Below are 23916 nucleotides of genomic sequence, written 5' to 3'. Positions count from 1 at the left end.
AAAAATGCATATTTCAGAGCATGGCGCCTTCGCCCTATCCATGGCCAGCGCCTTAAGCCGGGTCGAGAAGCTGGCGTTCGATCGGTCAAAAGTGTTCATGGTCTGCATGCTTAATTTCGATGAATTCCGCCGCTTGCATGTCGTCATGCAGGGCGGACGCAGCTTCGATATCGATAGCCACCAAGTGCCATTCAGCCTCGATATCGCCGCCGATTGGCTTATGGGTGACATATGAAGAAGTCTCACGGACCAGCATTCCGCGCTGCTCAGCTCGACCTGGCCAAGTGCCCGACATGCCGTGGTCGTGCGGTGGTTCCCGGCGTGTTCCACGACCTGGCATGCGTGCAGTGCAATGCCTCTGGCTGGGTCACCGCCGAAACCGGTGAGGCGCTCCCGCTTGAGGTGCTGGTGACGCAACTGAGCATCCGACTCCAGGCCGCAGACCGTCAGATTGAACAATTGAAGCGGCCCGCGCTGATGACAGGCGCGGCCGCCCAATACGACGAGAACAACCGCCGTGGCCCAGGCGCCACAAACTTCACAGGGGATTGAGCATGGGCACCAAATTTACCGAAGACCAGGCTCGGGTTGCGGATCAAGAAGCCGTGGTGGTTGGGCTCTTGGCAGAGGCGTGGAATGAGTTTCTGAAGTTGCCCGTAGAGCATCCGATGGAGCGGCGCGAGTTCTGCACCGCCATTCACTCGTGCCAAGACAAGATCTTGGCTCGCGGTGGTCGTCGCCTCATCAACGCAACAGCAGGGGATTGAGCCATGGCTATGTATAAGGACGTGATGGGTACCCTGGTGCGGGTGCTTGCAGCGGACAACATCGACAACAGCACGAAGCAGTCTTGGCAGAAGCTGATCGACGCCGATCTGCGTCAGGGTGGAACTGGCAGCACGTTGTCAGTGCGCGACAAGTTCGATTACGACTGCTGCCTATATGCGCTGCTGCACCGGCAGCTAGAGCCGGCTCAGTGGGATGTGCTGGTGGCCAAGTACTCGACGCACAAGGCCAATAAGGTCGCTGCCATCGGTAGGCTGGTTGCCCGCATGGTTTCGCCGGCGCCGCAGCTGTTCATCTATAAGGCACTGACGGCCTGGGCCATACCGAAGCTGAAAGGCGTTCAGGTCGGTAAGCGCTCCACCGACATGATCGTGCTTCCTGCTGAGTTCTACGACATGAACACTTGGGACTTGGAGGGATCCCCGGAGCGCACGCGTCGTAATTGGCGAGGCGGAATCCACAAGCGTTTGGAGAAGCTCGAAGAGCAGGCCGTGATCCATGCCACCGAGATATTCGACAGCGAACAAATCTTTGTTGATGCCGCTTGACCGGTTGGCCGACTGGCCGTAAATTAACCCCATCATGTCGATCTTGCGCGTTATGAGAGACGACGAATAAAGCCCAGCCACTTGCTGGGCTTTTTGCTTTTTGCAATTCATTGAGCCTTGGCATTCGCCGGGGCTTTTTCGTTTTCGGCTCCACCACACCCGTTGCTATGGCCGGGAGTGCTGATGGGGCCGGATTTATCAATCTCCCCGAGAGGGAGGAAATCCGGATGCCACCCATGCCAGACAAGCCAGACACGTGGGCCCAGATCTGGCTGGCCCTCTCGAACCCGCTATGGCAGGGCGCAATCATGGCCGTCACGATTACTCTTCTTCGGGTGTTGTACGAAGCGAAAGAGCCAAACAAGTGGCGGATCATTTTGGAGGCGCTGATTTGTGGCGCGCTCAGCCTGTCGGCCAGCAGCATTATCGAGTGGATGACCTGGCCGCCTAGTTTGTCCGTTGCTGCTGGTGGTGCCATTGGCTTCATTGGCGTAACGGCGATCAGGGACTTGATCATCAGGTTCCTGGGCAGAAAGGCGGACTCGGCATGAAGGCGATCGCGGCAGCAATCATCATCGCCCTGGTGGGCCTTCTGCTGGTCGGCATTCAACAGCTACGGGTTGAAGATCTTCGCGAAGAGAAGCGCGTCGAGACCCAGGCCAAGGATGACGCCATCAAGGCCAATACCGAGAGCCAGGCCACCATCACCACGCTGCGTGCTGAAGCAAAGCGCAATGCCGAGTATCAGGCCGATCTGGCAAGGCGTCTCAAGGCCAGCCAGGACAAAGCGAAAAAGGCGGAGAAGAACTTTGAAGACCTCAAGCGCAACAACGAGCCTGTTCGTGACTGGGCTGCTCAGCCTCTGCCTGACGGCCTGCGCAGCAAAGCCGGTGGTAATGACAAAGACCCAGGCCGTAAGGCTGGAAGCCCCTGAGCTGATCCCGTGCGAACGCGTTGATGAGGATGCCGCCGACCTTAGCCTGAATGGCGATGTGTGGGAGCTGAAGGACAGGGCAATCAACCTGCTCGACACGTGCGCCGACCAGGTAGACGCCCAGATCAAACGCAGCCAGAGCAAGTAATCCGGGCCACGTATCCGAATGCGTCAAATCGTGGCGCGCAATCATGAGGAGTCACCATGGACAACCAGCATAAGAAAATCACCGGCTACCGAGACCTTTCTCAGTCCGAGATCGACGGCATGAACTCCATCAAGGCGCTGGAAGCTGATACCGGTGAGCTGTTCAAGCAGATCGGCCAGATTGAAGGGGTCGACCCTCGACTGCTGGCACTGGCAAAGACCAACCTGCAGCAAGGTTTTATGTGGTTCGTGCGCTCGATCGCTAAGCCGGCTGACCCCTTCAGCTGAAGAGTTGGTGACTTCAGATGTTCCAGATCGATGCTCGAACCAATATCGAAGAGCTATCGAAGGCGCTTCGAACGGTTGGTGAAAAACAACTGCCATTCGCCTTTGCGCTGATGGCCACCCGCCTGGCCGTGCTGGTGAAGAAGGGCGAGTTGTCGGTATTAAAAGCGCGTATTGATCGGCCGACGACAACGACCCTGAATAGCCTTTATGTGAAGCCCGCCACGAAGGGTAAGCCGGAAGCCCGCACGTTCTTCAAGGATGCATGGACATCAGGCGTTCCCGCCGACACATACCTGCAGCAGGCAGTGAAGGGCGGTCGTCGACCTCATAAGCGTTTCGAGAAAGCACTGATCGCAAAAGGGATCATGAAGCCTGGGCAGTACGCACTTCCAGTAGCATCGGCACTCAATCAGTTCGGCAACGTTCCCCGCGGCACGATCATGAAGATCCTGTCGGGCCTTGGTGCGGCCGAGACTGTCAGTGGTGTGCAGGCCAACGCCACGGGTAGCAAACGCAGTAAGCGTAAGGGCAATGCCCAGAAGTATTTCGCCGGCGAAGTCGATGGCACCCAGGGTGTATGGGAGCGGAAGAAGACGGTGTGGGGTGATGCGGTTCGGCCCGTGTTCATCTTCAGTGATGGCGAGCCTGGCTACCGGGTCATCCTTCCTTTCTACAAGATCGCGGAAAATATCGTTAAGGCTCACCGGGTGCGCGAGTTCCAGAGCGCCATGGACAAGGCCCTATCCACGAAACGATAAAGGTTCTCAATTGCGGGCGCATGGATGCACCAATGTGGTGCGCCACCCCCCCCTTTGGGTCCTTCCCTGGCCCCCAGCCCCATGCGGGTAATTCGGGCCCCGCGCGCCAAATATGTATGACCTTTTTCCCACGGTTGGTTGTTGTTTAATCATGGCCAAAAACGAAACAACCAAACAGCGCGGGTGGTTGAACAAATCCGAGATGGCTTCGAGCCTCGGGATTTCCCCGCAAGCCTTTGACAAATGGGGAGTTGCGCCCGTTGCACGCATCGGTCGAGAGGCGTTCTACACCGTGCAGAACGTGGTGGAAAACCGCGTTGAACACGCGCAGCGGAAACAACAACCGGCGGGGGATGGAACCGAAGGTCTCGATCCGCTGATCGAATACAAGCTGCTCGAAGAGCGCCGCGGCCTCACCGCCGCTCAGCGCATTGCCCAGGAGAAGAAGAACCTGGTGCTGGACAAGCAGCTCGTGCCCGTTCCATTCGCCACATTTGCCCTGGCAAAAATCGCCGCTCAAATCGGCTCGAAACTGGACACCGTCGGCAAGACCGTCACTCGACGCCACCCGGAGGTTGACCCTCGCATCATCGAGTCGGTCGAGCGGGAGATTGCGCTTGCTCGAAATATTGCCGCCAGCTTTGGCGAGCAACTTCCGGAATTATTAGATGAGTACGCTGAGTCCGTGGCTGAATGATCTGCGCAAGTCGATCAAGCTAGGACTCCAGGCGCTCTACAAAGAACCACCGCAAACCGCCGTCGAGTGGGCGGATAAGAATTTCTACATGTCGGCTGAGTCCTCCTATAACGAGGGCAAGTGGACGACCGAGCCGTTCCAGGTTGCGATCCTGAACAGCATGGGCAATGACCTGATCAACGTCGTCAACTTCATCAAGTCGGCGCGGATCGGTTACACCAAGTTGTTGATGGCGAACATCGGCTACAAGATTCAGCACAAGCGCCGCAACGTGATGATGTGGAGTCCGACGGACCCAGACGCCGAGGACATCAGCAAGAGCCACGTTAACGGCATGATCCGTGACGTGCCGGCGGTGGGCGACCTGGCCCCATGGTTCGGGCGCAAGCACAGCGACAACACCCTCGATCAGAAGATATTCGCCAACCGCCGGACACTCTGGATCCGGGGCGGCAAGGCTTCGCGAAACTACCGCGAGAAGTCAGCCGACGAGGTGATCTACGACGAGTTGTCCAACTTCGACGAGAGCGTCGAAGGTGAGGGCTCGCCGATCACTCTGGGTGACAAGCGCCTCAATGGTGCGACCTACCCTAAGTCGATTCGTGGCTCAACGCCGAAGCGTGTCGGCTCCTGCCAGATCACCAAGGCGGTCGAGGAGTCGCCATACCTGCTGAAGTTTCACATCGACTGCCCGCACTGCCACCAAGAGCAGACGCTCAAGTGGGGCGGCAAGGATTGCGAATTCGGCCTGAAGTGGGAAAAGAACGCACTCGGCGAGGCGGAAAAAGCTTGGTACTTGTGCGAGCACGCAGCCTGCGTGATCTGGCACAACGAGATGGTCGAGGCGTCGAAGACCGGTCGCTGGATCTGCGAGCACACCGGCATCTGGACCCGTGACGGGATGGACTGGTTTGGGGTTGACGGCGAAATTATGCGTACCCCGCGTTCTGTCAGCTTCAGCATCTGGGCGATTTACAGCACCTGGAGTACCTGGCTCAGCCTGGCGGAAGAATGGCTGAAGGTGAAAGGCGATGTCTCAAAGCTGATCACCTTCATGAACACCACGCGCGGCGAAACGTGGGACGACGACCAGGGCGAGAAGCTCGACTCCGAAATTCTGTACGGGCGCCGCGAAGTCTATCCGCAGGTTCCGGCCCTTGGGCTTGTTCTTGTTGGTGGCATTGATACCCAGGACGACCGTTTCGAGGGGCGTGTCTGGGCGTTCGGCCCAGGCGAAGAGGCATGGCTGGTCCATCGTTTCATTCTGATGGGCGACCCGGCCAGCGAAGAGCTTCGCCGCAAAGTGGGGCTCGAACTGCACCGGCAATTCACCCGGGTTGACGGCGCCGTCATGAAGGTTGAGCGCTGGACGTGGGACGCCGGCGGTCACTATGCCGACGAGGTTTACGCCGAAAGCCGTAAGCATGGCGTGCACTGGGTCGTGCCAATCCGTGGCGCGACCATCTACGGCAAGCCGATCGCGAACTTCCCGCGCACGAAGAACAAGGTGCACAAGGTCTTCCTCACCGAGGTGGGCACCGACAACGCAAAAGAGTTGCTGTACAGCCGCATGGTGCTTCCTGTCGATACGGCTGCCTCACAGGCAGGCGTGTCTCAGCCAGGCGTTGTTCACCTTCCGGCAAATGACACGATCTGCGATGAGTCGGAGGTCAAGCAACTCACATCAGAAAAGAAAAAGGCAGCCATATCCAAAGGCAAGCGCGTGATGCGCTGGGACAGCGGTGGCCGACGAAACGAAGCCCTCGACTGCTTCGTGTATGCGCTCGCCGCACTACGCATCTGCCAGCAGCGGTTCGGGCTCGACCTCGATCTATTGGTTGCTGCTGTCGCTGGGGGCAACGAACCGGATGCCGAAGAACGGCCGCGCAAGAAATCCTCTCACTGGAATAAAAACTGATGGCCTACACGATCGAGCAATACAACGCCCTGCAGGCGGCAATCGCTGAAGGGGCGTTGTCGGTCCGGTACGCCGACAAGAGCGTCACCTATCGGTCACTCGACGAGATGATGCGGATCCTCAAGCACATGGCCACTGATCTGGGCCTGAATGCCTGCAACGACGGCGGTCGCCGCTACACCTCATTCTCCAAAGGATATTGCCCATGAGCATGCTCGACAGCTTGTTCCCCGGGTATGCGGCGAAACGCTCCGAGATGCGTCTGAAAAAGGCGCGCACGGACATGGCGCTGAAGATGATCGAACGGCGGTTTGAGGGTGCAGCAGGTGGCCGGCGCAATGATGGATGGCGGGCCACCGGTGCCGATGCGAACGTTGAGAACGCTCCGGCCCTGGCCAAGCTGCGCAACCGCGCTCGGGACCAGCGACGCAACAACCCTTTTGGTGAGCGCGGGATAACGGGTATTGCTGACAACGCTGTTGGCGCCGGCATTGTGCCGTTGCCGTTGGCGAAGCGGGATCGCGATGGCCTGCGGCTTATGGATCTGTGGAAGGCCTGGGCCGAAACGACTGAATGCGATGCCGACGGCTTGGACAACTTCTACGGCCTGCAGCACATGATCATGGAGGCTGTCGCCGAAAGCGGCGAATGCTTGATTCGCCGCCGGCGGCGCTTCAGCTCTGACGGCTTGCCGGTTCCCGTTCAGCTGCAGGTGCTTGAGGCTGACTTCCTCGACGAGTCGAAGGCGGACATTGTCGGGCTGAACCGGATTATCCAGGGCGTCGAGTTCGACGCGCTCGGCCGCCGGGTTGCGTATTGGTTGTTCGATGAGCACCCGGGTGCCAACGCAGTTTGGGGATCCCTGCAATCGCGCCGGGTGCCCGCCGAGGATGTGATTCACGTCTTTCTGCGCAAGCGCCCCGGCCAAGCGCGCGGCTATAGCTGGCTGGCACCTGTAATCCAGCGCATGCGCAACTTCGACGAAATGGAAGACGCGGTGATGGAGCAGGCGAAGATCGCCTCCTGCTTCGCAGCATTCGTCACCAAGGACGAAAACAGCGGCGCCCCCACCGGCAAGAAGCCGCCACTGATTGACCGAGTAGAGCCGGGAATTGTCCAGGAGCTCGGGTTCGGAGAAAGCGTCAGTTTCGGCACTCCCCCGACCTTCAATGGTTACACGGCCTACTCCTGGCAACAGCTGCACGCTATGGCAGTTGGACTGGGCGTTCCCTACGAACTGCTCACGGGCGACCTCAAAGGCGTCAACTTCTCCAGCGGTCGCATGGGGTGGTTGAACTTCGCGCGGCGTGTCGATGTTTGGCAGTGGCGGATGTTGATCCCACAGCTGTGCGATCAGGTTTGGCGCTGGTTCATGGAGGCGCAGGTGCTTCTCCCTGGCGGTGTCACCGACGACGTGAAGGCCTATTGGGTGCCGCCTCGCCGCGACATGGTCGACCCGAAGGCGGAAACAGAGAACGTCATCACTCGCGTGCGCAACGGTCTCACTACCTGGCCAGACGCGCTCCGCGAGCTTGGCATCACCGACCCCAAGCGGCACGCCGAACAAATCAAGAAAGCAAACGACATGATCGACGAGTACGGGTTGGTGCTGGACTGCGACCCGCGCCGAGTAGCGGCCGCAGGTTCGCCGAGTCAGCCACCATCAAACGAAGAGAAACCAGACGATGCCAGCTCCGAACAAGGTGATGACACGCAAGACACATGAGACGCCGATGCTCAGCCTGCGTGCTGCCGTTCGGCCTGGCTCGGTCGATATTGACGCGCGAACCGTCGAGCTGACCTGGACGACCGGCGCTAAGGGCCGGCGCTGGTCATGGGATGTCGGCAGCTACATGGAAGAACTAGATGTCAGCGATGGAGCGGTTCGCCTTGATCGGCTCAACAACGGCGCGCCACTGCTCGACACCCACAACCAGTACCAGATAAGTGCGGTACTCGCCGTGGTAGAGCGAGCCTGGCTCGATGGTGGCGAAGGCCATGCTTTGGTCAGGTTCAGCAAGCGTGAAGACGCTGACGTGGTTTTCAAGGACGTTGTTGACGGCATCCTTAGAAACATCAGCGTCGGCTACGCGGTGCACCGGTACGAAGTCGTGGAGGAGGAAGACGACAAGCTCCCTACTTACCGCGCTGTCGATTGGGAGCCTTTGGAGTTGTCTCTCGTCCCGATCGGTTTCGATGACGGCGCAAAGGTGCGCAGCGCCAAAACCCCGGCCGAGTACGAAGGCCAACGATTCCACACCATTTTTGAAGTTCGGGAGGCAAATCAGCCAACCGGAAAAACGGCCGCCGTGCCTACGACCCCAGAGGATGATGCAATGACCGAAGAAGAGAAGCGCGCGGCGGAAGAAGCAAAACGCGCAGCCGAGGAAACCATTCGCCGCCAGGCGGAAGAGTCGGAGCGTAAACGCAGCCTGACTATTCGTAGCATGGCGCAGAAGGTGAAGCTGAACGACGAGCCCTTCGTCGAAGACCTGGTTGCCCGCGGCGTTTCTGTTGCTGAAGCGAGTGCAGCGCTGATCGACAAGATCGCCGAAACACAGAACAACACTCAGCCACAAACCCGCAACAGCCAGCCGACCAACGTGAACGGCGGTCAAGATGTAGCCATCCTGAACGCTAAGCGCTCTGCCATGCAGAACGCTTTGCTGCACCGCTGCGACGCCACCGTCAAGCTGGAAGACGCTGGCCGTGAGTTTCGTGGCATGCGCCTGGTGGACATGGCTCGTGAGTTCGTCGAGATGGCTGGCGGTAGCGCGCGGGGCATGACACCGCAGGAACTGGCCCGCGCAGCATTGGGCTGTGATCGCCAAGCAGTGCGCGCCGCCGGCATGCACAGCACCAGCGACTTCCCCCTACTGCTCGGCAGCACTGTGAACCGCACCCTGCGTGATGCTTACGCCAACGCCCCTCAAACCTGGCGCCCGCTGGGCCGTCCGACCACTGTGCCGGACTTCCGCGCTGTAACTCGCGCCGCCCTGGGCGACATTGCGGCGCTCGAGCAGGTCAAGGAACACGGCGAATACAAGTACGGCACGCTGTCCGAAGACGGTGCCCCGATCAAAGTCGCCAAGTTCGGCAAGATCATCGCCATCACCTGGGAAACCATCGTGAACGATGACCTGGGTGCGCTGACCCGTATCCCGGCAGCACTCGGCAATGCTGCTGCGGCGACCGAGTCCAACGTGGTCTGGGCCCTGCTGCTGGGTAACCCGACCTTCACCGACGGTGTTCCGTTCTACGACGCTGGCCACGCTAACCTCGCGGCCAGCGGCGGGGCAATAAATACCACAACCTTGGCGGCTGCCCGCGCAGCGATGCGTAAGCAGAAGAGCAAGGCTGGCGAGTTCCTCAACCTGGCTCCCGAGTACCTGGTGGTCGGCCCGGACAAAGAGCTGGAGGCTTACCAGTTCACCAGCTCCAACTATGTGCCAGCGAAGAACGCCGACATCAACGATGTGCGCAACGCCTCGCTGACTGTAATCGTCGATGCCCGCATCACCGGCAACCAGTGGTACCTGTTCGCTGCACCAGGTTCCATCGACACCTTTGAATACGCCTACCTCGAAGGTGAGCAGGGTGTGTTCACCGAAACCCGCGAGGGCTTCGAAGTCGACGGCATGGAAATAAAAGCCCGCCTGGTGTTCGGCGCAGCCTGGATCGACTACCGCGGCGCTTACAAGAACCCGGGCGCGTAAGCCAGGCGTTCGATCCAAACCCAAAAGGGCGCCGTGTGGCGCCCTTTTTGTTTTTCAGTTCTTGTCTCTAAAGGGGACCTTGCATGAAGACTTTCATCCAGCACGGCGACTGCCTGACTGTTCCAGCACCAGCCGGCGGCACTGTTTCGGGCGAGCTCTACAAAGTCGGTTCGATTGTCGGCGTGGCTGCTACTACCGAAGCGGCCGCTGCACCGGTGGTGCTCAAGCTCGACGGCGTGTTCGGCCTGAACAAAATCAGCGCCCAGGCCTGGGCAATCGGTGACCCGATCTACATGAACACCACCAGCCGAGCCCTGACGAACGTGTCGGCCACCGGCCTGGTGTTGGTGGGTATGGCGACTGAAGTTGCTGCGAACCCATCCGCCACCGGCGCCTGCCGCCTGAACGGCGTATCCGCGCCGGCGGCGGTGGCGTAAATGGGCTGGGCCTCAATGGCCCAGCGCATGCTCGGCGTTTCGATCCGCGCCTTCAGTGAGCCGACAGCAGAGCTTGATCCACTAGGCGCTGTGTACTGGCTGACCGATGGTGTTGCGCCTGGTGTGCCGCTGGCGCAGGCGGTGTTCGACAGCGCTCACGTTACCGTCGACCCAGAGACGGGCGCGCCGGTGTCTTCTAACAACCCCACCCTCGGTGTTCGAGTGATTGACTTGCCGAACGAGCCTACGAACCGGGATCGCGTCCAGGCGCGTGGCGTTTTGTACAAGATCCACGACGTGCAGGCCGACGGCGTGGCGGGTGTGACGCTGTTCCTTCGCAAGGTTTGAATATGGCCCACCCACGAGAACTGATCCGCAAGCAGGCCCTCGCGGTGCTGCTGGGTGCCACCAATGCGGGGGCAAGCGTTTATGCCAGTCGGGTGGCGCCGCTCATTTCCAACGGCTGGCAGAGCGAGTTGCCGGCGATCATCGTTTACACGATGGACGAATCGGCAGAGATCTTTAACCAGGCGCCCAGGGAATACAGGCGCCGTGTAGAACTGGTGGTGGAAATACACGCTGAAGGCAACGAAGCGTTGGACGATACGCTCGATACGCTGGCTCGCCAGGTAGAGCGCCTCCTGCTTATGGACGACACGCTGGGAGATACGGTGAATGACCTGCAGTACGTTCGCTCGCGCATGGTTCTGCTGGACCAGTCAGAGCACCTGACGGGCGCGTGCCGCCTCATCTTCGAAGCTGAATATTTTGATCGTCACCCTGACGACCTGTTCAACCAAAGCCTGCCAGACCTGAAGTCGGTTAAGACCGAATACAGCCTGGGCAACGCGCAGCCGAATCAGGCTGATCGCGCTAAAACCATCATCGAGGACCTTAATCCATGACCACGCGCGTGCTCGTGAAACCGGCCGAGGGCCGCCTGGTGCGTCACCCCGACACCTATGAGCAGATCAAGCCAGAAGGCTTGCCTGTGGAACTCAACAGTTACTGGATCCGCAAGGAAAAGGCCGGTGACGTCGTCATCAAAGAGGCTGTAGTACCGGCCGAAACCAAGGGTGAAAAACAATGACCATCGGAATGGATACGATTCCTGGTGCCGGCGCGCTTCGCAAGCCTGGTGTCTACAGCGAGATCGACAACAGCAAGGCGGTGCGCGGGCCTCAGCCGGTCAGCTACCGTCGCCTGCTGATTGGTCAGAAGCTGGCCGCTGGCGCTGCCGCTGCCAACACCCTGATCCGCATCACCAGCCCGGCCCAGGCAGACGTTCAGTTCGGGAAGGGCTCGATGCTGGCTGGCATGGTTCGCGCGGCGATGGCGATCGATACCTACACCGAGCTACAAGTGATGCCGGTGGTTGATAATCCAGCAGGCGTAGCGGCAGCTGCCACGCTGGCGTTCACCGGCCCCGCCACAGCATCCGGCACCATTGAGCTGATGATCGCCGGGCGCCGCGTTTCTGTCGGCGTAATCAGTGCTGACACCGCAACCGTTATCGCGGCATCTGTGGTCGCGGCAATCACGGCCGCGGATGACATGCCAGTAACGGCCACCGCCGCGACAGGCACCGTTACGCTGACCAGCCGCCACAAAGGCGAGGCCGGCAACAGCTTGAACGCCCGTGTGAATTACTACACCGGCCAGGTACTGCCTTCCGGTGTCGCGGTCACCATCAGCGCTTTCACCGGTGGCTCTGGAAACCCAGACCTGGGTTCGGCGCTGGCGGCTCTGGGTGATGAGTGGTTCCAGGTGTGGGGGTTGGCATATTCCGACGCAGCCACCCTGGCGACGGTGAAGACTGAACTGAACAGCCGCTTTGCCTGGGATCGTGAAATCGAGGCCCACGCCTTCACAGCGGCGCGCGGCACTCAAGGCTCCCTTGGAACCCTTGGCGACAGCCACAACAGTCAGCACCTGGTCATCATGATGGCCAACGACGAACCGATGCCAACGTACGAGAAGGCTGCGGAGACCATGGCCATTGCGGCCCTGTACGCCGCTATCGATCCGGCCCGTCCAATCCAGAATCTTCAGTACGGCTGGTGCCTGGCGCCTTCCACGGCGGACAAGTTCACCAACCAGGAACGGAACCTGTTGTTGTTCGACGGTATCGCGACCAGCAAGGTCAATAACGACGGCACCATGGTTGTTGAGCGCCTGATCACCACCTACAAAACCAACACCGCCGGCGGCACTGACATCAGCTACCTGGACAGCGAAACGCTGTTCACCCTGATGTACATCCGCCACGACTGGCGCGACTACATCCTGCGCAAGTACCCGCGGCACAAGCTTGCCAATGATGGCACGCGCTACGGCGTCGGGCAGCCGGTGGTAACACCGGTGGTTATGAAGGCCGAGGCGGTCTCGAAGTTCCGTGAGTGGGAGCGGCTGGGGTTGGTTGAAAACATGGAAGACTTCAAGGCCAACCTGATCGGCGAGCGTAACGAGAACGATCCAAATCGCCTGGATATGTTGATCCCGCCTGACCTGGTCAACCAGCTGCGAATCGTCGCCAATAAAATTCAGTTCCGCCTGTAACGGCGATTGCCAGGAGAAAGAACATGGCAGGAAAAAACCGTATTGGCGGACTCATCGCCTTGAAGGTCAACGGCGACATCTACTTCGCCAAGGGCGCTTTCACTTACAACCTCGGCAAGCCCAAGCGCGAAGGTGTGGTGGGCTCCGACGTTGTCCACGGCTACAAGGAAACCCCTCAGATTCCATTTATTGAGGGTGAGATCACCGATCGCAACGAGCTGAGTCTTGAAGACCTGGTCACGCTCGATGACGCAACCATCACGCTGGAGCTCGCCAACGGCAAGGTCATCACCCTGAGTGAGGCCTGGTACGCAGGCGAGGGCACCGGCAACACCGAAGAAGGCAACATCGCTTGCCGCTTCGAAGGCATATCTGCCGAGGAAATCTCGTAATGGCCAAGGAAAAGACGATTCAACTCGCCGAGCAAATCACGTTCGGCAAGGACACGTTCACTGAGCTGACCGTGACCCGCAAGCTTAAATACCTGCGCGGCCATGCGTTGCGTATCACTTCGGATGGCAAGGGCAACGGCGGCGCGGACATGGACTTCGCCACGCTGATTGACCTCGGGGCCAAGATGGTTGGCCACCCCCCTGCGTTGCTCGACGAGCTGAGCGAGGACGATCAAGCCGCCGTCATCGGCGAGGCCCGGGATTTTTTGCTGAAGCACCTCGGGGGTGGGAAGGAGGCGTAACCGTCGTCGTCAAAGTTATGAGTGTTCAGCCGTCGGAAGTCATGGAAATGGATTTCGACGAGCTGAATTGGTGGCTTGAGCGCACCGAGGAGTGGGTTGGATGGCAGACAAAGGATACTCCCTAAACGTCATCATCGCGGCCGTGGACAAGATCACCGCGCCGTTGCGCGGGATATTCGGGAAGGTCAAAGCGGCGAGCGCAGGCATTGCCGGTGCGCTTGACCGAACTGGCTTGCCGATCTTCGCTAACAGCCTGAAGAACGTCGGCGGTGCGATTGGTGGCGTGGGTAGCGCGGTTGCCTCGAGCACGCGCAAGCTGCTGGGGCTGGGGGCCACGCTGGGCATCACAGGCGCTGCGTTGAACATGTTTTTCCAGGGCTTCGCTGATGCGACCGGCGCAATTGGTGACACTGCCGAGCGCACTGGCATCAGCCGTGAGCGATTCCAGGAACTCAGCTTCGCAGCGAAGCTAAGCGGATCGTCAGCGGAAACACTGGGCGGTGCGCTGCAGAAGATGCAAATCAACATCGGCGCAGCAACGGCGGGCTCGAAAGAGCTTTCGCAAATGTTCAAAGGCCTGGGCATCAATATCAAGGATTCGTCCGGCAAGCTGAAAAGCTCCGATGCTTTGTTCGACACCTTCGTTGATCGAATCTCGAAGATCAAAGACCCGTCCCTACAAGCGCAGGCGGCGGTGAAGATCTTCGGCAAAAGCGCTACAGAGCTTCTGCCGTTGATTCGCGGTGGTAGTGCGGGTCTGAAGGAAATGTCAGACGAGGCGCGCCGCCTCGGCGTCGTCATTTCTGACAGCGCGGTTCGTGAAGGCGAGGATTTCGGAGATACGCTTGACACGATCCATGCGGCACTCGGTGGTGTCAGCAATAGCATCGGAAGCTCCCTGGTACCGCAGTTGAATATGCTGGGCAAGCGGTTGATTGAGACGATCGTCAAGTACCGCCCCCAGATTGAAGCATTCGCAACGGCTTTCGCCGAAAACCTGCCTGGCAACATCGAACGAGTCACCGGCTTTCTTGGTGACCTGTACGACGGTGTCCTGCCGGTGATCGAGATATTCAGCTCGCTTTCCGACACCTTCGGCACGGCCAACCTGATATTTACGGCGCTGGGCTTGTACATCGGCGGCGGCTTCCTGATGGCGGTGCTGAACCTGGCGCTGGCTCTGAAGGGGCTTGGGTTGGCTATCACTCTAACGCCGGTCGGCTGGTTCCTGGCGGCCATCGTGGCCATCGGCGCCGCGGCCTATGTCATCTACAAGAACTGGGACAACATCGTCGGGTTCTTCGAGGACAAATGGGCGGGCGTCAAAGCGGCCTTCAGTGACGGAATAATCAACGGCATCTGGAAGCTGTGGAAGGAATACAACCCCATCACTTTGATGATGGAAGGCTTCAACGGCCTGATCAAGTACCTGACAGGCTGGGACCTGGGCGCAATCCTCGGCAGCAAGATCACCGAGGCTGTTGCCGCCATCAAGAACGGATTGCCCGACTGGGCTAAGAAGTTGCTTGGCATTGATGGTGCTGGGGTGAGCGGCGGTGCCGAGGGTGGTTCGCCCTCTGCCTCCACTGGTGGTGCAGATACCGACCTTGGCCGGCGGGCTGCTCAGATCGGCCGGGACGCTGTTCAGCAGATGGCCCCGCCTGAGCAGGCAGTGAGGGTGCAGGTAGACCTGAACAACGTTCCAGCAGGGTCCAAGGTGAAAACCGAGGGCAGCCAGGGAGCGACATTCGATACCGACATCGGTTACTCGATGATGGCCCCGTAACCGGAGTTCCCTATGGCTTGGCGAGACAACTACCGCGCCGCGACCTTTCGCGGCGTGGGCTTTTTTGTGGCTACGGCAGACAGCAGTCACGGCCGGCGCCAGGCGGTACACGAGGCGGCCCAGCGCGATATTCCATATACAGAAGACCTTGGCCGTAAGTCGCGGGAGTTCGGTATCACCGGCTACCTGCTGGGCAAGGAATACGATGTAGCCCGGGAAGAGCTGATAAAGGTCTGCGAACAAGCGGGCCCTGGTGTGTTGGTTCACCCGTACCGGGGCGAACTGACGGTAGTCTGTCGGGGGCTCACCGTTAGTGAGTCGTCGGACGAGGGGGGTAAATGCGCGATCTCGATGACTTTCCTCGAGGCGGGCGAGGCGTCCTACCCATCTGCCAAGGTCGACAGCGTCAATGCGATCAGCGCAAAGGCGGGCGAGGTCACTGAGGCCAGCAAGGAAAACTTCGTTGCCGACTTCCTCACCAAGGGTTACCCATCGTTCGTAGCCGAGGCCGCCACTACGCAGATAAAAGGGTTGAGCGATTTTTTGAGCTCGCCTGAGTTCATCGTTTCAAGCGACATACAGGCAGTATCCGACTACTACGACAAGGTCAAAGGCATTGGCTCTGATGCGTTCAATCTTATCCAAGCGCCCCTCGAGTTCGCTGGCCAGGTCGTTGACGCTATCAGCAGCATCCGGTCAGCCTTCGGCGGCAGCGCCTTTGGAATGCTGATGAGTCTTTACAGCCAGTATTTCCCAAGCTCCGACGATACATCCTCTTCCGCTACGCCGAGCCGTCAGCAGGTAATGAGGAATACCAGCGCCGTTTCCGCGCTCGTTCGTCAGGCTGCAATTTCTGAGGCGGCTGTCGCCGCAGTGGTCACGCAGGTAACCGAGGATGTTTCCAACGGCGGCACGAAAACAACCTCCGAGCCGACTAAATACGATAGCTACGAAGCGGCCATTGCGGTGCGCACTGAGCTTTCCGACAGGTTGGATGAAGAGAGCGAGTCGACAAGTAACGACCTGGTGTATGTCGCGGTTACCGATTTAAGGACCGCCGTGGTTCAGGCCGTTCCTGACCCTGAACAGGACTTGCCCAGGCTTGCGACATTCTCGCCCAGGCAGACGCTTCCGTCTCTCGTTGTTGCATACCAACTCTACGGTGACGCCAGCAGGGCCGAGGATATCGTGTTACGTAACGACCCGCGCCGCCCAGGCTTCCTGATCGGCGGCCAACAGCTTGAGGTTCTTGCAAATGGATGACCTTGAACTGCTGGTCAATGGCATGAATTACGCGGGATGGACCCAGGTTGGAGTTACGCGCGCGGTTGATGCTTCCTCTGGCGCGTTCACTGTGACCCTTACGGAGCGCTGGGAAGGGCAAGAGGGCAGAGGTGCTCAAGTTGAGCCCTGGCCCATCCTCCCTGGCGATAAGTGCGAGGTCCGTCTCGGCGGAATAACGATGGTGGTTGGCTATGTCGACATCTTCAAGCCTTCGTTCAGTGCGAATGACCACACCATCAATATCCAAGGGCGCGACCGGACATCGGACCTGATCGACTGTAGTGCGGTGCACACGCCGGACGAGTGGAAGAACATTGACCTGCTGCGCTTCGCCCAGGTATTGGCCCAGCCATTCGGCGTCGGCGTCTCGGCTGATGTCCCGGTGGGCACTCCATTCACGGTCTGCAAGCTGCAGCAGGGCGAAACAGCGTTCGAAGCAATTGAGCGTTACGCCAAGCAGCGACGCCTATTGCTGACGACGGATGGCGCCGGCGGCCTACTGATCACCCGGGCTGGTAACAAGCGGGCCGCCGTCGGACTGGTTCAGGGTGAAAACATCCTCAGTGCCACCGGCAGCATCGATCACAGCCAGCGTTTCCGCAATTACCTGGTTAAAGGTCAGGCCGGATACAACCCAAACAGCAATGGAAGCACTGAGGCGCACGTCGAGGGCGGGGCAAGCGACAGCGGAATCAGGCGTTATCGACCAATGCTGATCGTCGCTGAGTCCGGTGGATCGAACGGCAGCGCCCAAGAGCGAGCTGCCTGGGAGGCCAACAGCCGGCTGGGTAAATCAGCTTCCGCTTCCATAACCGTCCAGGGCTGGCGGCAAAGCCCTGGCGGGCCAATCTGGGAGCCAGGAATGCTGGTGCAGGTCAGGTCGCCATGGTTACGCATGGATGGGCAAATGATTATTCGGCAGGCCACCTACGAGCGTGGGGAGGGCGGTACCACTACCAAGCTCGACATCGTCAGCCCGCAAGCCTTTTCGCCGGAGCCTCCTGATTCGAAGAAAGGCAAGACAGGGAAAAGGGGCGGTCGGAATATTTGGGCGGAAGCCATCGGGGAAGAGGACAAAAAAGATGGGTAACCCAATTCGCGATCTCAGCAACCGCGTGATGATGATGTTCGCCCGTGGTGTTGTGCGCCGGGTCACCGACACGAACGGACGGCAGCAGTTGCAGGTGGAGCTGCTCAAGGACGAGCTGCGAGACGATATCGAACACATGCAGAACTACGGCTTCACCAGCCACGCAACAGGCGGCGACGTGGCGGTTGCCTTCATTGGCGGCAACCGCGAGCAGGGCATTGTTCTCGCAGTTGATGACCGGCGCTATCGCATCACCCTGAAGGCTGGCGAGGTCGCGATGTACGACGACCTTGGCAACAAAGTTGAGCTGCTGCGCGAAATGGTCAAGGTCACGGCCGTTCAGCATGCAGAGGTGGAGGCCCCGACCATCAAGATGATCGGAGAGATTGAGATGGTCGGTAACGTAAAAATCCAGGGGAATATTGATTCCACCGGCACCGTCAAAAACAACGGCAAGAACATCGGCAGCACTCACCAACATGACGGGGTCTTGGTCGGATCCGCAAACACGGGAGCGCCCATTTAATGGCTGACGCTGCAATGGTAATGACCGAGTTCGGCGGTGACCTGGTGCTGTTTGGTTTTGACCTTGAACGCGATGACGGCCTTGAAACTGCCGTGATCATCAGTCTATTCACCGATCGTCGCGCCAGTGCTGAACAGATCCCGCCCGAATATGAGCAGGACGATTTGCGCGGTTACTGGGGTGATCTCACAAATCTCTCGGCGACCGACCAGACGGGCTCGCTGCTCTGGCTACTGGCCAGGGAGAAAGAACTACCCCAAACGCTGAGCCGAGCCGAGCAGTATTGCCGTGACGCCTTGGCCTGGATGATTGATGACATGGTGGCCGCGACGATCGAGGTAGCCGCTTCATATCACTCGCGCGGCGTGATGCTGCTCGTTATCGACATCTATCGCCCGACCGGCCCAGCCGTTCGCTACCGATACAACTATGAATGGTCGGCCCAGGCCGGCAAGAGGGCTGCCTGATGCCATTTGCTAGACCAAGCTTGCCGGAGCTCATTGACCGGGTTACCACCGACATCAGCGGGCGCGTGACCGGCGTCCAAAGCGCAGTGCTGCGCCGCTCGTTGCTGGGGATCCTCGCCCGGTCTGAGGCTGGTGCAGTACACATGCTCTACGGCTTCCTTGAGTGGGCGGCCAAGCAGGCGATCATCGACACTGCTGAGAAGGAATACCTCGAGCGCTGGGCAGCAATCTGGAAAGTCTTTCGCAAGGCCGCTGATTTTTCGACCGGCGCCGCGCTGCTTGCCGGCGCAATCGGGTCGACGCTTCCGGCCGGAACGATCCTCCAGCGGCAAGATGGCGTGCAGTACCGCGTCCTGGCTGATGCTGTCTTCACTGATATCACGCTCCAGCCGACTGTTGTCGCCGTAGAGGCCGGTTCCGCGGGCGATGCCCCGGCCGGAACGCCATTGTTTCTGTTGTCTCCTGTAGCCGGCGTTCAATCGACCGGCTCTGCTGCCACGGATATTGATGGCGGTCTTGATGTTGAGACGGATGCCCAGTTGCTCAGTCGGCTTCTGAAGCGCATCCGGCAGCCGCCACACGGCGGTGCGGCCTCAGATTATGAGCTCTGGGCTCTTGAGGTGCCAGGCGTCACACGGGTGTGGGTTTATCCGCTGCAGATGGGCGCCGGGACGGTGACGGTCTTATTCGTCTGTGACGGTGAGTCCGACATCATTCCTGATGCAGCCAAGGTCGCAGAGGTTCAGTCCTACATTGATGCCCGCTGCCCCGTGACCGCTGAAGTGTTTGTCGCGGCACCGGTTCCTGATCCTCTGAATATGGCTGTGAAGCTTTCGCCGAACACTGCTGCTGTCCAGGCTGCAGTGCGGGCCGAGGTGGCCGACTTGATCGTTCGTGATTCCAAGCCTGGCAGTCCGACTTTGATCAGTCGCCTGCGTGAGGCTGTATCAATAGCCGCCGGTGAGTCGAATAACGAAATAACGTCGCCGACGACCGACGTGATGCACGCCACCGGTCACATGGCAGTGCCCGGCACCATAATCTTCTCCAGCCTATAAGGAGGCGTAATGCCGACAGCTGCCGACTACCTGGAGCAGCTGAAAACGCTGCTGCCACCCGGACAAGCGTTTCCTCTAGAAGCCGGGACGAAACTCCACGATTTACTTGACGGCATGTCTATCGAGCTGGCCAGGGTGGATGAGCGCGGGGACGCACTCCCGCTCGAAGCCATCCCCTCAACGACAAACGAAATGCTGAGCGACTGGGAGCGGGTTGCGGGCCTTCCCGATAAGTGCTCGGGCTCTCTCGAGCAAACGCTGCAAGGCCGCAAGAACGCTCTGCTGGCCAAGCTCTCCAGCACTGGCGGCCAGTCGGCCGATTACTTCATCGATTTATTGGGGGTGCTTGGCTACACCGTGACGATTGAAAAGTACCGGCCATTCCGCGCCGGCCTTTCCCGTGCCGGTGATGCGCTCACCAACGGTGATTGGATATTCACCTGGCTTGTCCGCGCCCCAGAGACATCAGTCATTTCTTTCAGGGCCGGGTTGTCTGCGGCCGGCGAGAGGCTGCGCACGTGGGGCAACGACACGCTCGAATGCAAAATAAATCAATTGAAGCCAGCGCACACGATCGCGCTCTTCGCATACGGAGATTGACGCATGCACAGAATTGACGGGCCTGGCGCCACGGTCGACGGTAAATTCACCGAGGGGGATCCCGTCGGCGGCATTCAGGCCACGGTTGTTACTGACGATTGGCTAAACGCTGTTCAAGAGGAAATAATTGGCGTACTCACGGCGGCAGGCGTGGAGCCGGTTAAAGGCACGCAAAATCAGTTGGCACTGGCGATCGCCAAGATAGCTCAAGGTCAGCTGGGCAGCGCTGTGACTACAGCCGGTACCGCGTCGGCCTACACCCTTGCCCCATCGCCAGCAATTTCGGTATATGCGGTTGGCCAGCGATTCAACGTGACGTTTCACGCGCCCGGGGCCCTGAACCCAACCATCAACGTATCGGGTAAAGGTGCCAAGAATCTAAAACAGTATGACTCAACCGGCGCAAAGGTAGGTGCAGTCACTGGGCTGGCTCAAGTATCCGACATTGTTTATGACGGTACAGATTTCATTGTTCTTGACCCGCTCCCAACTAAATCAAAGCAAGGGCTGCGCGGTGCTGCAACAAACTGGAAGGCTGTGGCAAGCGGTATTTCCGCAAACATCGTGTGCACAGTTCAGCAAGTTATCGTTGCTGATGCTTCCGGTAATTCGGTCGTTCTCGACAACTTAAACCTGACGCTGAATACAGCGGTAAGCGCGTCAGCAACTGTTAACGGAATGGCTCCTGGCGTAACTATAGCTATAAACACGTGGTACGCCGTTTATATTTGGTACAACTCTACTACGGGGGTTTCACGCGTAACGGGGGATACCTCATTCACCTCTCCGACCGCACCCGCATCAGGGTTTGATATGTGGGCGTATCGCGGCTCATTCCGCACGGATAGCAGCACCGCGAATAAGTTTCCGTTGAGCTACACGCAGGATGATTGGGACTACCAGTGGAAGGTTGCTGTCTCGTCGAACGTTCCGGCAATGATAGTTATGGCCGCTGGCGCTATGGGAAATCCGAACGACCCACCAACATGGGTGAACGTAGGTATTGCTCCATATGTAAGTCCAGTTGCAAAAGTTATTAAAGGCGACTTGGCCGTATATAACGCAGGGTTCGGTATCATTGCGCCGAATAGCTCATATGGCGGATTGAATCAAACCACCAGTACAGGAACTCCATTTGCAGGTGCTGTCGGTGAATCCACCAGGTTCGCAGTTGCACAAACGTTTTCCATGAAACTGGAGAGTGCCAACATCTATTACGCGGCGAGCGGTACAGCGCCACGCCTGTTCGTCATTGGTTGGAGTGAATAGTTATGAGTAAAGACGGATACGCAGTTGGAAAAGATGGAACAGGGCTGGGCTGGTTTTATGTAAATGGTTCGGAGCCTGACCCCGAAGACCCAAGTAAAACTTACCCAGACTACGAGACGCATTGTTTCCGGCCGTTTTCAGCTGGTGTGCCGCCAGACCCTAAACCAAGTTTAGAACAGGCTTTGGGGTTAGCAGAAAAAGAGCGAGACCGGTTGCTTGGAATTGCCGCCATTCGAATTGCGCCACTTCAGTACGCCGCCGATCTAGGCGATGCAACACCGGAGGAAGCTGCACTGCTCAAGAAGTGGAAGCAGTACTCGGTAGATTTGAATCGTGTGCCAGGCCAGCCTGACTATCCACAAACGATAGGTTGGCCGACTGAGCCCTCTTAATAGATTGCGTGAAAAGTCACCCGCCCTGAGCGGGTTTTATTTTGCCTGGAGAAAAGCATGCCGTTCACCGAGCAGCAGCTGCTGCAAATACTCCCGAACGCCGGCCGCCAAGCCGTCGTTTTTGTTCCCGTGTTGAATGTTGCCATGGGCAAATACGGGATCGTTAACCGTTTGCGCATCGCTGCGTTCATCGCCCAGATCGGCCATGAGTCCGGCCAGTTGCGTTATGTGCGTGAAATCTGGGGGCCCACCGCGGCGCAGGCCGGGTATGAGGGGCGTGCCGATCTGGGCAACACCGTGAAGGGGGATGGCTCCAAATACCGGGGGCGTGGGCTGATCCAGATCACCGGTCGGGCGAACTATGCGACGTGCGGGGAAGCGCTGGGGCTGGACCTGATCAGCACGCCGGAACTGCTGGAGCAGCCGCAGTACGCCACGATGTCGGCAGCCTGGTTCTGGTCCACTCGCGGGTTGAACACGCTGGCGGACCAGGGCGATTTCGTTAAGATCACCCGCCGGATTAATGGCGGCCTCAACGGGCAGGCTGACCGCCAGGCGCTGTATGACAAGGCGCTGAAGGTGCTTGGTTGAAAAGCGGGCCCTCGGAAGTCACTGACGAGTCTATATAGGCTATTTGTTCGTTCGGTAGGGCGCAGGAGGCGTATGTGTCGCGGTTGGGGCATTTGGAAGTGACGAGGCCCAATACTATCTCAAGTAAGTCTCACCATCATCACAGGTCCAGGCCACTTTCTTCGGCGCGAACAGTTCGGAGAACTGTCGGTTGTCCACCTCTCCGGATGATTTGCAGTGATGTGCTGCGGAAAATTCATCCCAGGCCTTTGTTTCATTATGCGAGATGTATGCAGCAGTGGACGCAGCAGCCACCAAGATTGCAGCTGACAGCAGGTAAGAAGGTTTCATTTGAAGTCCTTTAGCGAGGTGTATTTCCCCAGGGAAATAGCATTCCGTTATGAGTCGAGCTGCTTAATTCTGCAAGTTTAATGCAGCTGCGAATGGAGGTCATCAAACGCATCGTATTTAACGTCTGTCGCCGAACCTGATCATCGCGGCGTAGACTGGTCAAACTTCCTGCTGACCAGTCGTATGTGGTCGTTGTATGCAGGTGCTGGAGAATTCGTCTAAAGGCTCCTTGATAGACTTCAACTCCATCAGCAGCTGCTGATTCTCCCTGAACAGGTGGTCCCGCTGCTGGGTAATCAGGTCGATGGGTCGAAAGCTCAAATTATCGGGAGCGTCGTTGCTCTTGGCTGGCGAAAGCTCAAGGGCTTCCTTCAGCGCCGCTTCCGCTGAAGCCTTGCCGGTCGCGAGCAGGTCATTCATCTGCACCAGGCCAGCGATATTGGCCCGTGCCTTTCGCAGCATCGCCTCTGTCTGGACGAGCTCGTCTTCCAGAAGGGCGCACTGGTGCTGGTACATTTCCAGGGGCGCTGGGCAGCCAAGCCAGTCATCGGTGTCCATGTCAACGTTCATATCGGTGCCTCATGTGCTGTATGTGCGTACAGTAGTTGAGTGGCATCAGATTTGGGAGTGGTGTTCGTCGGCAGGACGCCGGGAAGGGGAAATACTGTAGGAATATCCAACGCTAAGTTATTGATTCTTATAGGGCGTATTTCTTATTTTAGCGGCCGCTAAATAGCTATATTTTCCTTTATATATCAATAGCCTGCGCGCCTTTCGTGGCCACCTTGACATGGTGGGGGTCGTTGGTTCGAGTCCAATCGCGCCTACCAAACAAAATCCGCTCTGCTGGGCGGTCTAGAAGGGCTCACCGAAAGGTGAGCCCTTTTTTGTTGTCTGCGATTTGCAAAATTTTTGCAAAACTCTCGCCACCCACAAAAATTATTGGTTCGCAGCAACAATTTTTCTTGTTGGACACCTCCCTCCCCCAGGCAGCAAAGTTGCCGCCACTGACGCTCGACCTTTCGGGTCAACAATAAAAAA

33 protein-coding genes and 1 tRNA gene are annotated in these 23916 nt (G+C 58.7%); 32 read left to right on the top strand and 2 right to left on the bottom strand.

The window, feature by feature from the left end:
• The first annotated feature begins 4 nt into the window (after window positions 1–4).
• From OZ428_RS22555 to OZ428_RS22405, 31 genes are all read left to right on the top strand, one after another.
• On the top strand, window positions 5–235 hold the full coding sequence (locus OZ428_RS22555) for a hypothetical protein (RefSeq protein ID WP_269131361.1): 231 nt from the start codon (window positions 5–7) through the stop codon (window positions 233–235).
• Window positions 232–552 (top strand): hypothetical protein, encoded by a 321-nt coding sequence (locus OZ428_RS22550; protein WP_269131360.1) that lies wholly within the window; start codon window positions 232–234, stop codon window positions 550–552. Before OZ428_RS22555 ends, OZ428_RS22550 begins: the two co-directional genes overlap by 4 nt.
• 2 nt (window positions 553–554) lie before the next feature.
• On the top strand, window positions 555–767 hold the full coding sequence (locus OZ428_RS22545) for a hypothetical protein (RefSeq protein ID WP_269131359.1): 213 nt from the start codon (window positions 555–557) through the stop codon (window positions 765–767).
• Between the two features lie 3 nt (window positions 768–770).
• Window positions 771–1334 carry a hypothetical protein gene (locus OZ428_RS22540; RefSeq protein WP_269131358.1) on the top strand — a complete coding sequence of 188 codons (564 nt, stop codon included), beginning with the start codon at window positions 771–773 and terminating at the stop codon, window positions 1332–1334.
• 227 nt (window positions 1335–1561) lie between these two features.
• Entirely contained in the window at window positions 1562–1885 is a 324-nt protein-coding gene (locus OZ428_RS22535) for a phage holin, lambda family (RefSeq protein ID WP_269131357.1), read from the top strand.
• A complete protein-coding gene (locus tag OZ428_RS22530) occupies window positions 1882–2268 on the top strand; it encodes a hypothetical protein (protein WP_269131356.1) in 387 nt (128 codons plus the stop codon). Before OZ428_RS22535 ends, OZ428_RS22530 begins: the two co-directional genes overlap by 4 nt.
• The gene (locus tag OZ428_RS22525) at window positions 2231–2416 is read left to right on the top strand and encodes a hypothetical protein (RefSeq protein WP_213553197.1); all 186 of its coding nucleotides are present in this window, start codon (window positions 2231–2233) and stop codon (window positions 2414–2416) included. The genes OZ428_RS22530 and OZ428_RS22525 overlap by 38 nt, the downstream gene beginning before the upstream one ends.
• 56 nt (window positions 2417–2472) lie before the next feature.
• On the top strand, window positions 2473–2703 hold the full coding sequence (locus tag OZ428_RS22520; RefSeq protein WP_033901764.1) for an Acb2/Tad1 domain-containing protein: 231 nt from the start codon (window positions 2473–2475) through the stop codon (window positions 2701–2703).
• 17 nt (window positions 2704–2720) lie between these two features.
• Entirely contained in the window at window positions 2721–3461 is a 741-nt protein-coding gene (locus OZ428_RS22515) for a hypothetical protein (protein ID WP_269131355.1), read from the top strand.
• A gap of 151 nt (window positions 3462–3612) precedes the next feature.
• A complete protein-coding gene (locus tag OZ428_RS22510) occupies window positions 3613–4158 on the top strand; it encodes a terminase small subunit (RefSeq protein WP_033901762.1) in 546 nt (181 codons plus the stop codon).
• Complete coding sequence (locus OZ428_RS22505; RefSeq protein WP_269131354.1) at window positions 4130–6076, top strand: phage terminase large subunit family protein; 1947 nt, start codon at window positions 4130–4132, stop codon at window positions 6074–6076. The genes OZ428_RS22510 and OZ428_RS22505 overlap by 29 nt, the downstream gene beginning before the upstream one ends.
• Window positions 6076–6285 carry a phage head-tail joining protein gene (locus OZ428_RS22500; RefSeq protein WP_269131353.1) on the top strand — a complete coding sequence of 70 codons (210 nt, stop codon included), beginning with the start codon at window positions 6076–6078 and terminating at the stop codon, window positions 6283–6285. The genes OZ428_RS22505 and OZ428_RS22500 overlap by 1 nt, the downstream gene beginning before the upstream one ends.
• Entirely contained in the window at window positions 6282–7802 is a 1521-nt protein-coding gene (locus OZ428_RS22495) for a phage portal protein (protein WP_269131352.1), read from the top strand. Before OZ428_RS22500 ends, OZ428_RS22495 begins: the two co-directional genes overlap by 4 nt.
• Window positions 7783–9792: a prohead protease/major capsid protein fusion protein gene (locus OZ428_RS22490; protein WP_269131351.1), complete on the top strand. Its 2010-nt coding sequence runs from the start codon at window positions 7783–7785 to the stop codon at window positions 9790–9792. Before OZ428_RS22495 ends, OZ428_RS22490 begins: the two co-directional genes overlap by 20 nt.
• Before the next feature lie 83 nt (window positions 9793–9875).
• Window positions 9876–10229, top strand: coding sequence for a DUF2190 family protein (locus tag OZ428_RS22485; RefSeq protein WP_122711681.1), 354 nt, complete (start codon window positions 9876–9878; stop codon window positions 10227–10229).
• Window positions 10230–10577, top strand: a complete 348-nt coding sequence (locus OZ428_RS22480) for a head-tail joining protein (RefSeq protein ID WP_184743389.1) — start codon at window positions 10230–10232, stop codon at window positions 10575–10577.
• Between the two features lie 2 nt (window positions 10578–10579).
• Window positions 10580–11134: a hypothetical protein gene (locus tag OZ428_RS22475; RefSeq protein WP_269131350.1), complete on the top strand. Its 555-nt coding sequence runs from the start codon at window positions 10580–10582 to the stop codon at window positions 11132–11134.
• On the top strand, window positions 11131–11319 hold the full coding sequence (locus OZ428_RS22470) for a DUF2635 domain-containing protein (protein WP_025858885.1): 189 nt from the start codon (window positions 11131–11133) through the stop codon (window positions 11317–11319). The genes OZ428_RS22475 and OZ428_RS22470 overlap by 4 nt, the downstream gene beginning before the upstream one ends.
• Window positions 11320–11327: 8 nt before the next feature.
• Window positions 11328–12788: a phage tail sheath subtilisin-like domain-containing protein gene (locus tag OZ428_RS22465; protein WP_269131349.1), complete on the top strand. Its 1461-nt coding sequence runs from the start codon at window positions 11328–11330 to the stop codon at window positions 12786–12788.
• 23 nt (window positions 12789–12811) lie between these two features.
• Entirely contained in the window at window positions 12812–13180 is a 369-nt protein-coding gene (locus OZ428_RS22460; RefSeq protein WP_033901755.1) for a phage tail tube protein, read from the top strand.
• Window positions 13180–13482, top strand: coding sequence for a hypothetical protein (locus OZ428_RS22455; RefSeq protein ID WP_025858882.1), 303 nt, complete (start codon window positions 13180–13182; stop codon window positions 13480–13482). The genes OZ428_RS22460 and OZ428_RS22455 overlap by 1 nt, the downstream gene beginning before the upstream one ends.
• A 100-nt stretch (window positions 13483–13582) precedes the next feature.
• Entirely contained in the window at window positions 13583–15268 is a 1686-nt protein-coding gene (locus OZ428_RS22450) for a hypothetical protein (protein ID WP_269131348.1), read from the top strand.
• Window positions 15269–15280: 12 nt separating this feature from the next.
• Window positions 15281–16531 carry a DNA circularization protein gene (locus OZ428_RS22445; protein ID WP_269131347.1) on the top strand — a complete coding sequence of 417 codons (1251 nt, stop codon included), beginning with the start codon at window positions 15281–15283 and terminating at the stop codon, window positions 16529–16531.
• Complete coding sequence (locus OZ428_RS22440) at window positions 16524–17642, top strand: phage baseplate assembly protein (RefSeq protein ID WP_269131346.1); 1119 nt, start codon at window positions 16524–16526, stop codon at window positions 17640–17642. Before OZ428_RS22445 ends, OZ428_RS22440 begins: the two co-directional genes overlap by 8 nt.
• On the top strand, window positions 17635–18168 hold the full coding sequence (locus tag OZ428_RS22435; RefSeq protein WP_269131345.1) for a phage baseplate assembly protein V: 534 nt from the start codon (window positions 17635–17637) through the stop codon (window positions 18166–18168). Before OZ428_RS22440 ends, OZ428_RS22435 begins: the two co-directional genes overlap by 8 nt.
• Complete coding sequence (locus tag OZ428_RS22430; RefSeq protein WP_269131344.1) at window positions 18168–18635, top strand: phage GP46 family protein; 468 nt, start codon at window positions 18168–18170, stop codon at window positions 18633–18635. The genes OZ428_RS22435 and OZ428_RS22430 overlap by 1 nt, the downstream gene beginning before the upstream one ends.
• Window positions 18636–18655: 20 nt before the next feature.
• Complete coding sequence (locus OZ428_RS22425; RefSeq protein ID WP_269131343.1) at window positions 18656–19693, top strand: baseplate J/gp47 family protein; 1038 nt, start codon at window positions 18656–18658, stop codon at window positions 19691–19693.
• A 9-nt stretch (window positions 19694–19702) separates the two neighbouring features.
• Window positions 19703–20293 carry a YmfQ family protein gene (locus OZ428_RS22420; RefSeq protein ID WP_269131342.1) on the top strand — a complete coding sequence of 197 codons (591 nt, stop codon included), beginning with the start codon at window positions 19703–19705 and terminating at the stop codon, window positions 20291–20293.
• Between the two features lie 3 nt (window positions 20294–20296).
• Window positions 20297–21562: a hypothetical protein gene (locus OZ428_RS22415; RefSeq protein ID WP_269131341.1), complete on the top strand. Its 1266-nt coding sequence runs from the start codon at window positions 20297–20299 to the stop codon at window positions 21560–21562.
• A 2-nt stretch (window positions 21563–21564) separates the two neighbouring features.
• The gene (locus tag OZ428_RS22410; RefSeq protein WP_269131340.1) at window positions 21565–21954 is read left to right on the top strand and encodes a tail fiber assembly protein; all 390 of its coding nucleotides are present in this window, start codon (window positions 21565–21567) and stop codon (window positions 21952–21954) included.
• A gap of 57 nt (window positions 21955–22011) precedes the next feature.
• Window positions 22012–22545 (top strand): glycoside hydrolase family 19 protein, encoded by a 534-nt coding sequence (locus OZ428_RS22405; RefSeq protein ID WP_269131339.1) that lies wholly within the window; start codon window positions 22012–22014, stop codon window positions 22543–22545.
• Between the two features lie 114 nt (window positions 22546–22659).
• Here OZ428_RS22405 and OZ428_RS22400 read toward each other — a convergent pair whose 3' ends face one another.
• Both OZ428_RS22400 and OZ428_RS22395 read right to left on the bottom strand, forming a co-directional pair.
• Window positions 22660–22875: a hypothetical protein gene (locus tag OZ428_RS22400; protein WP_269131338.1), complete on the bottom strand. Its 216-nt coding sequence runs from the start codon at window positions 22873–22875 to the stop codon at window positions 22660–22662.
• A gap of 159 nt (window positions 22876–23034) precedes the next feature.
• Window positions 23035–23445, bottom strand: a complete 411-nt coding sequence (locus tag OZ428_RS22395) for a hypothetical protein (protein WP_269131337.1) — start codon at window positions 23443–23445, stop codon at window positions 23035–23037.
• A 131-nt stretch (window positions 23446–23576) separates the two neighbouring features.
• Here OZ428_RS22395 and OZ428_RS22390 point away from each other — a divergent pair.
• Window positions 23577–23705 (top strand) — tRNA-Ser (locus OZ428_RS22390).
• The last annotated feature ends 211 nt before the right edge of the window (window positions 23706–23916 follow it).

The sequence above is a fragment of the Pseudomonas sp. GXZC genome (assembly GCF_026967615.1).
In the GTDB taxonomy this organism is placed as follows: domain Bacteria; phylum Pseudomonadota; class Gammaproteobacteria; order Pseudomonadales; family Pseudomonadaceae; genus Aquipseudomonas; species Aquipseudomonas azotoformans_A.
Note: the sequence above shows the minus strand (reverse complement) of the source record. Positions and strands in the feature narration are given on the sequence as shown.